The following is a 13,554-nucleotide window of genomic DNA, read 5'->3' on the forward strand; positions in this document are numbered from 1 at the left end:
TCCCCGAACCCCGTGGATAGCTGTGGATAGTTTGTGGGTAACCGTGGAAACCGACGGAGATTAACCGCGGAATCTCGGGGTTTTTGCGTGTATAACCAAGTTTTTTACTCCGCAAACCTGTGGATAACTACTTTCTGTCCACAGGCATGTAAATGCATAATACCTAGTCAGCTCTATATTTTTGGCAAAAATCATCGGTAATCCACAATGTTCTCCCCAGACTGTGCACACAACACGCCGCAAGGTGCACAGGTTATGCACAGCCCCTGTGGATAACGGTGTTGGGTTTGAGGCAAATGGGGTCTAAGGTGACAGTGTTCCCCACCTATTTCCACAGGCTTGCGTGTCTCTTCGCACACGTGAGATTGGACGTACCAAAAGGTCGGCCGACCCTGCGACACTGAAGTAGATAATGATGCGGAAAACCGGGAACCCGCGAAGCTTGAAGGGAAAATCCATGTCGCTGTCCAGCACGGAAGCCACGTCCGAATCCGACTATGGCCGTACACCGCCACAGGATTTGGTTGCGGAGCAGAGTGTGCTCGGCGGCATGATGCTCTCCAAGGATGCCATCGCCGACTGCGTTGAAGTACTGCGCGGCATGGACTTCTACCGCCCGGCTCACGAATCGATCTTCGAAGCAATCATCGACCTATACGGACGCGGCGAACCTGCCGACGCCGTGACCGTCTCTGACTTGCTCACCAAGCGCGGAGAAATCACTCGCATTGGTGGCCCGGCCTATCTGCACACCTTGATTCAGTCGGTGCCGACCGCGGCCAACGCGGGTTTCTATGCCGAAATTGTTCGTGAGCGAGCGGTGCTGCGTCGCTTGGTTGATGCGGGGACCAAAATCGTCCAGCTGGGCTACTCCCAGGACGGCGAAGTCGATGCAATCGTCAACGAAGCCCAAGCTGAGGTCTACAAGGTAGCCGAACGTCGTACCGCAGAAGACTACGTTCCGCTGCGCGACATCATCGAAGGGACCGTCGATGAAATTGAATCCGCTGGTAGCCGTGGCGAAGGCGTCATCGGTGTTCCCACCGGTTTCTATGAACTCGACGAGCTAACCCAGGGCTTGCACGGCGGCCAGATGATCGTTATCGCAGCGCGCCCGGCCGTCGGCAAAAGCACGTTTGCATTGGATTTTGCCAGGTCAGCAGCCATTAAGAACAATATGACCGCTGTTTTCTTCTCCCTGGAAATGGGCCGCAACGAAATTGCCATGCGTCTGCTTTCGGCAGAGGCAAGCATTGCTCTGCAGAACCTGCGTAAGGGCACCATCAAGGACGACGAATGGTCCAAGATTGCTACCACCATGGGCAGGCTCAACGACGCGCCGCTGTTCATTGATGATTCCCCGAACATGTCGTTGATGGAAATTCGTGCAAAGTGCCGGCGCCTAAAGCAAAAGCACGATCTAAAGCTCGTGATCCTTGACTACCTGCAGCTTATGAGCTCGGGTAAACGTGTGGAATCGCGTCAGCAGGAAGTCTCCGAGTTCTCTCGTTCCTTGAAGCTGCTCGCCAAAGAACTAGATGTGCCGGTTATTGCGCTTTCCCAGCTGAACCGTGGTTCCGAACAGCGTACCGATAAGAAGCCAATGGTTTCTGACCTCCGTGAATCCGGCTGTCTCACGGCAGGGACCAAGGTCCTGCGTTCGGATACCGGCGCCGAGACCACCATGGGTGAACTCTTTGCCACCGGTGCCAAGGACGTTCCGGTGTGGTCACTTGATGACAGCCTGCGCTACGTCGAACGCCACCTTACTCACGTCTTCTCCACGGGTGTAAAGCCTGTGTACAAGATGACGCTCGCCTCCGGACGCACCATCCGTGCCACCGCCAACCACCCATTCTTCACCTATGAAGGGTGGCAGGCTCTTGGCGACCTGCAGGTCGGCGACCGTCTGGGTATTCCGCGCCACGTCAATGGACCTTCGCAGCGAACCGATTGGGATGACGAACAGATCATCACCATTGCCGAGTTCATTGGCAACGCGCCGGTTGCCGATGAAGTGCCCGTGGACAACGATGACCCGGCCAAGCTTGGGGATTTGATCAAGTTCATTCCCGAGGGCGTATTCTCGCTGCCCAAGACCGGCATTGCACTCTTCCTCAGTAGTTTGTGGGCAACAGCCGGAACGGTGAGCGCCAACGGTGCCTCTGGGCAGATCCGGTACCGCGCCCACTCGCGCAAGCTTGCTGACGACATCGCACGGTTGCTCCTGCGCTTCGGCGTCACCTGCAAGATCAGCCAGCGCACCACCAACACCTGTGTTGTGGAAATTGTTGGCGATCATGACCAGAAACGCTTCCTGCAGGAAATCGGAGTTGAAGGCGAACAGGCCAGCGCGGCGCAGAGCCTGCTTGATGCCATCATCAACAACAACGAACCGGTTGAACTGGGTGCCGCGCCACTTCAGGTGTGGAATAGCGTTCGCGAGATTCTCGAGGAAAGCACTAGTTCTTCGGAAGGCGAGGGTGTGCTCAAGACCGCGGTGCGCCAGCCGCTGAGCCGCGTTGCCGAAACCCTGGACGATGCTGAACTTCAGGTTGAGGCCATCAACGACATCTTCTGGGACAACATCATCTCCATCGAAGCCGATGGCGAAGAAGAAGTCTTCGATGCAACGGTGATTGGAAACCACAACTTCATCGCCAACGGCATCGCAGTTCACAACTCCATTGAGCAGGACGCCGATATGGTCATCTTGCTGCACCGTGAAGACATTTACGACAAGGAATCGGCTCGGGCCGGTGAAGCCGACGTGATTGTCGCTAAGCACCGTAACGGTCCTACCAAGACCATCGTGGTTGCCTTCCAGGGCCACTACTCGCGCTTCAACAACATGGCGCAAGAAGGCGGGATGTAGCCGTTCCGATCCTGCCGCGGTGCGGCCTTCCCTATTCCGGGAAGGCCGCACCACTGCGTTAATCGGCTCTCAGGCGCCGGGCGCCTCTACGCCCGAGCTTCGGCAAACGACTTGAACTCATTCATCATTCTCAGGCTCTGCTTCTTGAACATCGAGCCGAAAAGCAGCCCGACAATCTTCATGAGGCCCGTGAATTCGAAGGTGTTGTGGGCGACCCAGCGGGTCGCGGTTCCGCCCACGTCGTGGAACTCGTTCTTGCAGATGTTGTGGACGCCCTTGGCATCATAGGTTCCGTCGAATGCGTCGGGCAGCTCGCGGCGGGTGACCGTCTCGACCATTTCCATGGTGCCCTTGCCCTGCTTGTAGGTCAGCCTCGAGGTGGCGCCGGGTTCCCCGGGCGTGCCTGAGACCGCTTCGAAGGAGAGCAGCCCCTTCTGCCAGTGCTTCAGGTTCTCCGGGTCGTCGAAGAGCTCGATGAATCTGTTGCGCGGGATGTTGACGGTTATTTCCTGAGCGAAGTCCATGCTCGAAACCCTACCTGCGGCCGCCCCCGTTTGGGAGCGGATCCGCCCTGGAAAAACATTGCTGACAAGACACTCCGCAGGTCGATGCAACAGGGCAAAGGGCAGGCTTTAAGCTCTAATCATGTCCTTGTCTGCTGCCGGATCCGGCGCGAATGCGCCACTTGGTCTTTTCGCTCCCCAGTACCGTTGGATCACCGTGGGGATGTTCTCCCTGGTGTTCCTTGTCGCGTTCGAATCCCTGGCCGTCACGACGGTCATGCCACTGGTCAGCAGGGAGTTGGGTGGTGCATCCCTGTACGCGCTGGCCTTTGCCGCGCCCATGGCCAGCGGCGTCATCGGCATGGTGGCCGCGGGTGGCTGGTCCGACCGCAAGGGCCCGACGGGCCCGCTCTACGTGTCATTGATCGTATTCATCATCGGCCTGCTGCTATGCGGCCTGGCGCCGAGCATGCAGGCGCTGGTGGCCGGACGGCTGGTCCAGGGACTCGGCGGTGGCGCCAGCACCGTGGCGCTCTACGTGGTGGTGGCAAGGGTCTACGTTCCGCGCCTGCACCCGAAGATTTTCGCCGCTTTTGCCGCGGCCTGGGTCATTCCGTCGCTGATCGGCCCGTTTGCAGCCGGCCTTGCAGCTCAAACCGTTGGTTGGCGTTGGGTGTTCCTGGGCGTCGTGGGGCTCGTGGTCCTGGCAATGGCCGCGGTTCTGCCGTCGCTGCGCGGTCTCGGCGGCGGGGAGAACCCAGACGGCAAGATCGCCTGGCTGCCCTTGTGCTGGGCGGCCCTGGCCGCGGCCGCCGTCCTGGCCATGAACCTGCTTGCCGACATCCCCTCGGTGGGAACCTGGCTGATGGTGCTGTCCCTGGCCGTGGTGCTCGTGGCGGTGCGCCCGCTGTTCCCGCGAAGGACCCTGAGCGCGGGGCGTGGCCTGCCGACCACGATCCTGGTTCGCGGGCTTGCGGCGGCAGCGTTTTTCGGCACCGAGGTGTACCTGCCGTACCTGCTGATGGACCGCTACGCGCTCACGCCTGCGGTGGCGGGCCTGGCGCTGACCGGCGGCGCGATCTTCTGGTCGCTGGGATCCGCGGTCCAGGGCCGCATGGGCGAGAGCCTGGGCAACGAGCGGGCCATGCTCATCGGCTCGGTGCTCGGCGTGACCGCAATCGTGCTGGTCTTGGCGACCGCAGCCTGGCACTGGCCGGCCTTCGTGGCGATCGCAGCCTGGGGCCTCGGCGGGGCCGGCATGGGCCTGGTGTATCCGAGGCAGAACGTGCACATGATCAAGTTGTCGACCACCGCGAACCAGGGATTCAATTCCTCGGCGCTGGCCATCGCCGACTCCATGGGCTCGGCGCTTGCGCTGGCCGCGGCCGGGCTGATCTTCGCCGCCTTCAGCGGAAACGACTCGTTCGTCGCGGTGTTCGCCTTCACCGCGCTCATCGGACTGGCGCTGATCGTCTTGACCCCGCGGACTCGGGCCGTTGAAAAGACCGTGCAGGCGGTCGAAGTGCGCAATACACTCGGAGCATGAGCGATCATGAACTGCCGAAGATCGGCGCCCCCGCAACGCGGGCACTGAACGCCCACGGAATCACCACGCTTGAACAGGCCGCGGCCTTGGGCGAGAAGGCCCTGCAGGCCATGCACGGGGTCGGCCCCAAGGCCATCCTGATACTGCGCGAAGCGCTGCGGGAGCTGGGCTCGGAGCTGGCCGACTGAAGTCCGGACTGGCGCAACGACCGCCGCACAACGACTACCGATCGAGGCACGAAAACCATGGGAACCCCCGAAGCAAAAGCCCCGTTGGGCCGCTGGCTCACCGTAATCCTCCTGTGTGCGCTGACGGCCTGGGTGACGCTGGGAGGGCTCTTCGGCACCACCGATTACAGCTGGGTCCCGCGCGACACGATCCTGACCTGGGGCGTGGGAACCTGCGCCGTGCTCGCCGCTGCGGCCATCACCCATGCCGTGATCGGCCAGAAGAAGTTCAACCGCGAGCGCGCCAAGTAACGGGCCCCGCAACCGCAGGGGCCGGGCGGCTACGCCGTCGGCAGGATCCGCAGGTGCTGGGCCCCCGGCGCCACGAGGCGGGCGTCGTATTGGCGGTGCTTGGCCGTGTACGCCTTGATGTAGGGGCACACCGCCACGACCTTGTGCCCCTGCGCAATGGTGTCCTCCAGGGCGAAGGCGGCAAGCCTCGCGGCCAGCCCCTGCCCGGCGTAGGCCTCGTCGACCACGGTGTGGAAGAAGACGCGCTCGATGCCGTGGTCGGTGGACAGGTCCCGGTAGTGGGCTGCGCCGATGACCTTGTCGCCGTCGAACAGGGCATAGCGCTGCCGTTCGGCGATCTGCCCGAGGTGGATTTCGCCCATGGTCCGCCCCCTATCCGTCACCGGTGTGCCGGCCGAAAAGGCGGCTGAAGAACCCTGGCGGCTCGCTGCCCTCGGCCAGGACCGCCATGGCACCGAAACCGTCGTAGTATCCCTGGTGCTGCTCGTTGATGGCGTAGACCGCGCGGATGGAGCGTTCGGCGTGCTCCGCGTCCAGGGCCTGCCGCCGGTACACGCGCACCGGGAACAGTCCGTTGGCATCCTGCCCGTCGGAACGGTCGACCGACCAGCCGGCACTTTCGAAGTGCGCGCAGGCGTCTTCCGCCTGCTGCGCCGAGGCGTAGGAAACGAAATGTTCCACCTCGCGCTTGGCTTGGAGCAGGTCGCCGAGCTCGGCCCGTTCACTCAGCGATCGCCTCAGCCGTTCAAGCTCCATCTCCAGGCTCATGGGTTCCTTCCTTCGGCCGCCCCCGCGAAGTCGCAGGGTGCGGGAATCATCGGGCGTGTGGCGCCTAGTCGCGCGGGCGCAGGCGGACGGTGGGCAACACCGGGGCGGGCAGCGGCGCGGGTTCGCCGTCCGGGAAATCGCCGAACCGCCTGGCCGATCCGTCCCCGGGTTCGGCGCCGATTTCCGCCTGCCACTGCTGGCGGTATTTCACGACTTCCTCGTGGGTGCGACCCACGAAGTTCCACCACATGAGGATCTGCTCGTGGAGCGGCTCGCCGCCGATCAGCAGCGCGCGCACGGGCTTGTTTCCGGCGGTCAGCGTGACGGCCTGGAACCCGGCGGGCAGGAACGCCAAGTGGTCGACCGGGACGTCGTCCGCCTCGACCTTCAGGGACCCCGCATCGAGCAGGATGCCGTGTTCGTGGTGCGCCTTGAGCGCCACCTTGATCCGTGCGCCCGGTTCCATGAGGATCTCGGCACCCACCAGCTCGGTGTGCGTGTGGACGGGGGAGGCCGAGTAGTGCTCGGCCCCGCGGTCGCCGGAGACGCTGAGCGACCCAAGGAACACGCGTACGATCCAGTCCGCGGTTCCCATGGGCTCCGGGCGGTGGTGCACGAAGGTCGGCGCGGTGTGCCGGGCCCGGTCCGGCAGCGCGATCCACAACTGGGCGCCGTGCAGCACCCGGGTGTCGGGGGTCGAGAACTCGGAGTGGCTGATGCCGCGCCCGGCGGTCATCAGGTTGACCTCGCCGGGACGGACCATGGCGTGGTGCCCCGCGGAGTCGCGGTGCTCGATCTCGCCGGTGAAGAGCCAGGAAACGGTTTGCAGGCCGGTGTGCGGGTGGCGCGGAACGCGCATGCCGCCCGATTCGCCCACGGGGTCCGGCCCGTAGTGGTCGAGGAAGCACCAGGCGCCGATCAGGCTGCGCTGCTTCTGCGGCAGGGTCCTGCGCACATCCATGGCCCGCGGCCCGCCCAGCGGAACGTTGCGCGGGGCCAGCAGCTCGATGCCTGCGCATGCGTGGTGGTCGTTGCACACAAGTTCTTCGGGTGCGGTCTCCAGGTTGCTCATGACCATAGCGTAGTGCCGGTCTCCGGATCCGGCGAGGGTGCCCGCTGCCGGGCATGTCGGTGTCCGTGGCCCGCCTCAGCCTCCGGCCACCGATTGCATGATCATGACCGTGGAGCCGGCGGGCAGCTCGGATTCCAGCCCCTGCAGTGCGCGGATGTTGTCAGGCCCGATGAAGATGTTCACGAAGCGGCGCACCTGCCCGCGCTCGTCCCTGACCCGGCGGGCAAAGAGCGGGTAGGCCTCGCCGAGCTCGTCGAGGAGGTTGCCGACGTTGGAGCCCACCGGCATATGGGCTTCGAGCCTGCGGTTCCCGCCGAGGGTCGAGGCCAGCACCGAGGGCACCTCGACCTGGATCGTCTGCATGCTCAGCCGCCAACAACCACTGCGGCGCGCACGCTGAGCACGTCGGGCAACCGCTGGGCGACGGTGTTGAAGTGGGCGCCCTCGTCGGGGCTCGCGAAGACCTCGCCGCCGCGGGTGCCGAAGTACACCCCGACGGAGCCGGGGTTGTCGTCCACGGCCGCCGCGTCGCGCAGCACCGCGTTGTAGTCGGGCTCCGGCAGCCCGTCGTGCTGTTCCTCCCAGTGCTCCCCGGCATCGGTGGACCGGTAGGCGGAGAGCCGCCCGCCCACCGGGTTGCGTTCCTCGGCGCCCTTCAGCGGAATGGTCCAGACGGTGCCGGGGGTGCGCGGGTGGGCGAGGAACACGAACCCGAAGTCGGCGGGAAGCCCCTGGGCAATGCTTGTCCATTCATCGCCGGAGTTGTCGGTCCGGTAGACGCCGCCGTGGTTCTGGGCGTAGAGCCTGTCCGGGTCTCCCGCGTCCGCGGTGATGTGGTGGACGCACTGGCCGAACTCGGGCCACGGTTCGGGGAAGAAGTCGGCCTTGATGCCCTTGTTCCGGGGTTCCCAGGAGGCTCCGCCGTCGGTGCTGCGGTACACGCCGCCGGTGCTCATCGCCGCGTGGACCACGTTCGAGTCGGCAGCGTTAGGCACGATGCTGTGCACCGCGGCCCCGCCGAATCCGGCACCCCATTCGCTGCGGTGCGGGTGGTCCCAGAGCCCGCGGTTCAGCTCGAAGTTCTCGCCGTCGTCGGTGGACTTGAAGACGGAAATGGGTTCACAGCCAGCCCAGACGACGCCCGGGCGATCGGCGGTGTCGGGGCGGATGTGCCAGACGCGGGCCAGCGCGGTGTCTGTGTCCTCGGGGAACTTCACCGCGCCCTTCTCGGTCTCGGACCAGGTGGCACCCAGGTCGTCGCTGTGCACCACGGTGGGTCCCCAGTGCCAGTCGTTGACCCCGGCGAAGATCCTGGTGCGGCCGCCTCGGGTGTCGATGGCGACGGACGGAACCTCGAGGGTCGTGAAATGCGGCCCGGTGAGCGTCCAATCCTGCCGGTTCCGGCTCTGGGCCAGCCAAAGGCCCTTCTTGGTCCCGATGGCAAGCACGGTGTTTTGGTCGTTTCCCATGGGAAACAGTGCAACATCGCCCGATGCCGAATTCAAGGGCGGGCCGGGCACCGGCGCGAAGTTTTCAAGGGACGTCGGCGCCGGTGACGAACCCGCCCGCGTAGCGCAGACCCCTGTAGTTCTTGATGCGGGGAAGGCGTCTCGTCAACGGGGATTCGTGGGTTCCCACGACGACGGTGGCGGCCCCCGAATTGACGGCCGACTGCAGCCCGGCCGGCGCGTCCTCGAAGACCACGCAGTCGGAAATGTCGATCCCCAGTTCCGCTGCCGCCTGCAGGTAGCCCTCGGGCGACGGCTTGCCGGCGATGACGTCCTCCGCTGCCACCAGGACCTCGGGGACGGGCAGGCCGGCGGCCCGCAGCCGGGTTTCGGCAAGTGTCCGTCCGGCCGAGGTGACAACGGCATGTGGGACGTTTCCCAGCTGCTGCAGGAATGCCCCGGCGCCGGGGATCTCGATGATTCCCTCCACTCGGTCGACCTCCCGTGCTTCGAGTTCGGCGGCGAGCCTGGCCAGGTCTCCGGGGGAACCGGGCAGGAACCGGCGCAGGGTGTCCAGGGTCTGGCGTCCGTGCGAGTAATCAAGCAGTTCGCCGATGTCGATTCCGTGTTGCCTTGCGAAATCCGTCCACAGGCCCTCGACGACGGCGGTGGAATCGACAAGGGTTCCGTCCATGTCAAAGAGCAGTGCCCGGGCTTTCAGTGCGGGGAACGGCGGGGTTTCCGGAATCATGCGATCAGCCTAACCGGTGTGCCCGGGGTGTAGCATCGCCTGCAGGCGGCGTGGAAGCCGCACCTGCAGAAAGGACCGCCGCATGAGCGTTGCGATGGAACCCGTTGATTCATTCCTGGCCTCGTACGCCGCGGCGGTGTGGGGCAGGGACCTCGACGGCTTCATGCGCCTCTACGCGGATGAGGTGGTGGTGTTCGACGCGTGGGATCAAACCGAGTACCGCGGCCGTGAAGCTTGGGCGCCGGTCGTCGGGCAGTGGTTCTCGTCGTTGAACGACGAAAAGGTCGAGGTGGCCTTCAACGACGTGCAGGCCATGAACGGCAGCGACCTGGCGTTCGTCTCGGCGCTGGTGACATATTCCGGGATTTCTCCGGAGGGCAAGAGGCTGCGTTCCGTCACCAACCGTTTCACCGTCGCGTTGCACCGTTCCAAGGGGCGGTGGTCAGTCGCCCACGAACATTCCTCGCTGCCCGTCGACGCGGAGACAGGCAAAGCCGTCTTCGGTTCCTAGGCGTTGCGCGGCCCGTACATGATCAGGGCCACGCCGCCCAGTGCGACGATGGCGCCGGCGACATCCCAGCGGTCGGGCCGGAACCCGTCAACCAGCACGCCCCAGAGCAACGAGCCCGCGACGAACACCCCGCCGTAGGCGGCCAGGATCCGGCCGAAGTTCGCGTCGGGCTGCAGCGTGGCGACGAAACCGTAGAGCCCCAGCGCGATGGCTCCTGCCCCGATCCACAACCAGCCGCGGTGTTCTCGGATGCCCTGCCAGATCATCCAGGCGCCGCCGATTTCCAGCAGCGCCGCAACACCAAAGAGCAGAACCGATTTGAGTATTGTCATGGGCTACATCATTTCACCCCGGGAGGCTCCGCACGGGCGAGCCCGGCATTCGGTTCGGCGGCGGATTAGCGGTAATCTCGTGCGCATGGATATGGGACAACTCGTACTTGAACATGAATTCGCCGTGCCGCGCCCAGCATTGTGGGCGGCCTTTATTGAACCCGAAATCCTTGCCGAATGGTTTGGCCCCGAGGGCTGGGGCGTTCACCTTGACACCGTCACCATTGACCCGCGCGTCGGCGGTGTCCAGGAATTCGTCATGCACTCCCTGGAAGACCCGACCCAGACCTCCCCGGTGCAGGCAAAGTTTACCGAGGTGCGCGAGCATGAGCTGCTCGTGGGCCAGGACGGCCCGCACGAGATGACACTGAGCCTTGTCATCGAAATGCGCGTCGAGCTCTTCGACCGTCCCAACGGTTCCCTGCTGAAGATCACCCAGGGTCCGTTGCCCGTGGAGGTCATCGAAACCGCCCGTGCCGGCTGGGAATCCTCCTTCACCAAGCTCGAGCGGGTCTTCGCGGACTTTATGTAGCCCTTAGCCCCTGCCGATGAACGGCATGCCCGCGGCCGTGATGGTCACGTGGTTGACTGCGACATTGGCGGGGGACGCTGCAATGAATTCGATGGTCGCCGCGGCCTGCTCCAGGTCAAAGGTTGGTTCCGGCTTGCGGCTTCCGTCCGCTTGGAGCGCACCCGAGTTGGCCCCGACATCCTGCATCATTTCCGAGGCGGCGTTTCCGATGTCGATCTGGGAGCAGGTGATGCCGTGGGCCCGTCCGTCCAGCTCGATGGACTTGGTCAGGCCCGTGATTGCGTGTTTGGTGACCGCGTAGGCAACCGTTGACGGGCGTGGAACCTGGGCACTGATGGACCCATTGTTGATGATCCGTCCGCCGCCGGAGTGCTGCATGTGCCTGAACGCCGCACCGGCGCAGTACATGGCGCCGCTGAGGTTCACTGCGCAGACCTCTTGCCACTGTGCGGGGCTGAGTTCGCCGATGTTTGCGGCGGGCCCGAAGATCCCGGCGTTGTTGAAAAGCACGTCGATGCGTCCGAACCGTTCAATGGCCGCCGCAAAAAGTTCCTCCACGGCCTCCGGATCCGTGATGTCGGCGGAAACCACCATGGCCTGCGGGTGCTGTGCCGCGGTGTCGAGCAACGGCTGTTCCCGACGACCGGCTAGCACCACATTCCATCCCGACGCCAGCATGCGCCGAGTCACCGCCTGCCCGATGCCCGAACCGGCGCCGGTGACAAGGATTGTTCGGGTCAGGGGGTTCGATGCTGTGTCTTGCGGGGATGAAGCATTCATGGGGGTGGTCCTTGGCTGTCAACGAGTCGACTGATTCGTGGTGTTGTCCCCGAACGGGTCTTGGGTGGTGGGTTTCCACGATCCTACTGTGCGGAATATCTTCCGTGCATGTCGGTTACAGAGCGGGAAAAGGCTGTTTCACGCACGTCAGTTCAGGGGGTCCCGAGACAGGACGGAATGACCATGAGTTCAGAGCATCATTCCTCGACGTCTTGTCCGCGACTCGCCACGTACAGGCCAACCTCCGGTGCAGACGATTGATTCGCCTGCACGGGAAGTGTCCTACTTTTCGCCGTCGCGGACCCGCTGGGTGAAGTTCTGCACGTGGTCCTGCAGCACCTGGATCCTGTGCGCGATTGCCGCATCCCGGTCAAAGCCGACATACGGCAGGGACTGCGGCGTGCGGACGTTGACCGAGCATTCAAACTTCTCACACACCAGCGTGCTGATGGTGTCGCCGTTGCGCCCGGCGGGCCCGGCTTGCTTTGCGTTGAAGAATGTCACGTCGTTGGGCAGGTTGACGTCTTCGCACCATGAGCACTGGGGGCGATTGCGGGTTTTGCCGTCGGCCTTGCGGAACATGATGCCAACGGGTTCGCCGTCCAGGAACGCAACCACGTAGCCAATGAGCGGAAGCTTTTCGTCGCGCCAACCGAGGAAATCGAGGTTTTCCCAAGAGAGCTCGTCAAAGTTGCTCGGCAGGGTAAGTGACTTGCGCTCGCGGAGCGAGGCGTTGATGAACGATGACCGGATTTGCTGTTCGGTGAGGGGAAGCATGAAGAATGTTGCCTAACTGTCTTTTCCGCTCGGCGGCAGTTGCCGGGCACGAGGCGGGAAGGTGATTCGGGTGGGAAAGAAACCGTTCAAGGGCGCCCGGAATCGGGCCAAGTCCGCATTACGGAATCAACCGCGCCGTATGGCGCGGGAAAAGAACCGCGAAAGACAGTGTTATCTCGAGCCGGCGGAAAAGACGCCGGCAACCTCCGGACGCCGCGTGGGCAGCTGGGTCGAGATGAAATCGAACATGGGAAAAACTATACGCCCGTACGGGGGAGAGCCGCGGCGGTCGTCCGCGCCTGCGGGCTCTCGCTGGATTAGAGCAGACCGCGCAACGGCGTCCAGCCAACAGGCAAGGGGCCGCGGATGCCGGCGCGCAGGCGGTCGGCCTCGGCGGACCAGCCTTGGGCGGCGGCGTCGCGATGTTTTCCGACGGGGCCGCGTGCCACCCGGAACCCGACATCCTCCAACACCGCGTCGGGAGCGCTTCCGCGGCGCACCGCCGCGCGGCAACTCCACTTCTTGTCCGCCCAGCCTCCTCCTCGCAAACTTCGGTAATCCCCGTACCTCGCGGTGTCCGCATAGTCCCAGCACCATTCCCAGACATTGCCGATCATGTCGAAAAGGCCGAAGTCGTTTGGCTGCTTCAGTGCAACGCCTTGCGGTCCTGTGACATTGTCGGCTGCCGTCCAAGCGATGTCTTCGAGGGGCCCGTATGTTGGCTCTGTGGTTCCCGCGCGGCAGGCCCATTCCCATTCGGCCTCCGTGGGCAGTCTGTAGCCGTCTGCATCAACGTTCCAGTGGACCTCTCGGCCGTTGACGACATAAGCGGGCTTCAGCCCGGCGGCAATCGACTCGGCATTGCACCAAGCTATTGCCGCAAACCACATCACTGGGTGTGCTGGCAAAGAGTCCTGCATGTTGGTCGTAGTGCCCGGGTTGGGCCACTGGCCGAATTTCACCGGAGTTGTTCCAATTTCGAAGGGAATGAGTTCCACGGTGCGCGTGGATGAGGATCGGGCGTCCCGCAGCTGCATGGTCCCCGCAGGGATCGATGCGAACTGCATCTCCAAGCCGACCGCACCACGTGCATGTTTGTGGCTATCCGATGCGAATGGCCAGGAATTTTCGGGTGCGTGGGGCATGGGCACAAGTCTTCCGCATGTCCTTGTGATCGCAA

At 63.9% G+C, this 13,554-nt stretch carries 17 protein-coding genes; 6 read left to right on the plus strand and 11 right to left on the minus strand.

Annotated elements, in window-relative coordinates:
* Positions 1–457: 457 nt before the first annotated feature.
* A complete protein-coding gene (gene dnaB / locus ACIQLF_RS00785; RefSeq protein WP_400293683.1) occupies positions 458–2,875 on the plus strand; it encodes a replicative DNA helicase in 2,418 nt (805 codons plus the stop codon).
* Positions 2,876–2,961: 86 nt separating this feature from the next.
* Here dnaB and ACIQLF_RS00790 read toward each other — a convergent pair whose 3' ends face one another.
* Positions 2,962–3,399, minus strand: coding sequence for an SRPBCC family protein (locus tag ACIQLF_RS00790; RefSeq protein WP_400293684.1), 438 nt, complete (start codon positions 3,397–3,399; stop codon positions 2,962–2,964).
* Positions 3,400–3,520: 121 nt separating this feature from the next.
* Between ACIQLF_RS00790 and ACIQLF_RS00795 the strand changes: the two genes are divergently transcribed.
* From ACIQLF_RS00795 to ACIQLF_RS00805, 3 genes are read left to right on the plus strand one after another with little or no spacing between them, the layout of a single operon-like run.
* On the plus strand, positions 3,521–4,924 hold the full coding sequence (locus tag ACIQLF_RS00795) for an MFS transporter (protein WP_400293685.1): 1,404 nt from the start codon (positions 3,521–3,523) through the stop codon (positions 4,922–4,924).
* On the plus strand, positions 4,921–5,112 hold the full coding sequence (locus tag ACIQLF_RS00800) for a DNA-binding protein (RefSeq protein ID WP_400293686.1): 192 nt from the start codon (positions 4,921–4,923) through the stop codon (positions 5,110–5,112). The genes ACIQLF_RS00795 and ACIQLF_RS00800 overlap by 4 nt, the downstream gene beginning before the upstream one ends.
* A 57-nt stretch (positions 5,113–5,169) precedes the next feature.
* Positions 5,170–5,403, plus strand: coding sequence for a hypothetical protein (locus ACIQLF_RS00805; protein WP_400293687.1), 234 nt, complete (start codon positions 5,170–5,172; stop codon positions 5,401–5,403).
* Between the two features lie 29 nt (positions 5,404–5,432).
* On the opposite strand, the gene ACIQLF_RS00810 is transcribed toward ACIQLF_RS00805, so the two are convergent.
* The 6 genes from ACIQLF_RS00810 to ACIQLF_RS00835 all read right to left on the minus strand — a co-directional run bounded on the left by ACIQLF_RS00810 (position 5,433) and on the right by ACIQLF_RS00835 (position 9,442).
* Complete coding sequence (locus ACIQLF_RS00810) at positions 5,433–5,765, minus strand: GNAT family N-acetyltransferase (protein ID WP_400293688.1); 333 nt, start codon at positions 5,763–5,765, stop codon at positions 5,433–5,435.
* A 10-nt stretch (positions 5,766–5,775) separates the two neighbouring features.
* On the minus strand, positions 5,776–6,171 hold the full coding sequence (locus ACIQLF_RS00815) for a ribonuclease E inhibitor RraB (protein ID WP_400293689.1): 396 nt from the start codon (positions 6,169–6,171) through the stop codon (positions 5,776–5,778).
* Between the two features lie 64 nt (positions 6,172–6,235).
* Positions 6,236–7,243 (minus strand): pirin family protein, encoded by a 1,008-nt coding sequence (locus tag ACIQLF_RS00820; protein ID WP_400293690.1) that lies wholly within the window; start codon positions 7,241–7,243, stop codon positions 6,236–6,238.
* Positions 7,244–7,318: 75 nt separating this feature from the next.
* Positions 7,319–7,606, minus strand: coding sequence for a MoaD/ThiS family protein (locus tag ACIQLF_RS00825; RefSeq protein WP_400293691.1), 288 nt, complete (start codon positions 7,604–7,606; stop codon positions 7,319–7,321).
* A gap of 2 nt (positions 7,607–7,608) precedes the next feature.
* Positions 7,609–8,712: a WD40/YVTN/BNR-like repeat-containing protein gene (locus tag ACIQLF_RS00830; RefSeq protein WP_400293692.1), complete on the minus strand. Its 1,104-nt coding sequence runs from the start codon at positions 8,710–8,712 to the stop codon at positions 7,609–7,611.
* Between the two features lie 64 nt (positions 8,713–8,776).
* Complete coding sequence (locus tag ACIQLF_RS00835) at positions 8,777–9,442, minus strand: HAD-IA family hydrolase (protein ID WP_400293693.1); 666 nt, start codon at positions 9,440–9,442, stop codon at positions 8,777–8,779.
* 82 nt (positions 9,443–9,524) lie between these two features.
* On the opposite strand from ACIQLF_RS00835, the gene ACIQLF_RS00840 reads away from it, so the two are divergent.
* Positions 9,525–9,953 (plus strand): YybH family protein, encoded by a 429-nt coding sequence (locus ACIQLF_RS00840; RefSeq protein ID WP_400293694.1) that lies wholly within the window; start codon positions 9,525–9,527, stop codon positions 9,951–9,953.
* Here the strand turns inward: ACIQLF_RS00840 and ACIQLF_RS00845 are convergent.
* Positions 9,950–10,285 carry a YnfA family protein gene (locus ACIQLF_RS00845; protein ID WP_400293695.1) on the minus strand — a complete coding sequence of 112 codons (336 nt, stop codon included), beginning with the start codon at positions 10,283–10,285 and terminating at the stop codon, positions 9,950–9,952. The genes ACIQLF_RS00840 and ACIQLF_RS00845 overlap by 4 nt on opposite strands.
* A gap of 85 nt (positions 10,286–10,370) precedes the next feature.
* Between ACIQLF_RS00845 and ACIQLF_RS00850 the strand changes: the two genes are divergently transcribed.
* Positions 10,371–10,817, plus strand: coding sequence for an SRPBCC domain-containing protein (locus ACIQLF_RS00850; protein WP_400293696.1), 447 nt, complete (start codon positions 10,371–10,373; stop codon positions 10,815–10,817).
* Between the two features lie 3 nt (positions 10,818–10,820).
* Here ACIQLF_RS00850 and ACIQLF_RS00855 read toward each other — a convergent pair whose 3' ends face one another.
* The 3 genes from ACIQLF_RS00855 to ACIQLF_RS00865 form a co-directional block, all read right to left on the minus strand.
* Positions 10,821–11,597: an SDR family oxidoreductase gene (locus ACIQLF_RS00855; RefSeq protein WP_400293697.1), complete on the minus strand. Its 777-nt coding sequence runs from the start codon at positions 11,595–11,597 to the stop codon at positions 10,821–10,823.
* Positions 11,598–11,879: 282 nt separating this feature from the next.
* The gene (locus tag ACIQLF_RS00860; protein ID WP_400293698.1) at positions 11,880–12,374 is read right to left on the minus strand and encodes an FBP domain-containing protein; all 495 of its coding nucleotides are present in this window, start codon (positions 12,372–12,374) and stop codon (positions 11,880–11,882) included.
* 317 nt (positions 12,375–12,691) lie between these two features.
* A complete protein-coding gene (locus ACIQLF_RS00865; protein WP_400293699.1) occupies positions 12,692–13,441 on the minus strand; it encodes a formylglycine-generating enzyme family protein in 750 nt (249 codons plus the stop codon).
* Positions 13,442–13,554: the final 113 nt, after the last annotated feature.

This window comes from Paeniglutamicibacter sp. NPDC091659 (genome assembly GCF_044756805.1).
Lineage (GTDB): Bacteria > Actinomycetota > Actinomycetes > Actinomycetales > Micrococcaceae > Paeniglutamicibacter.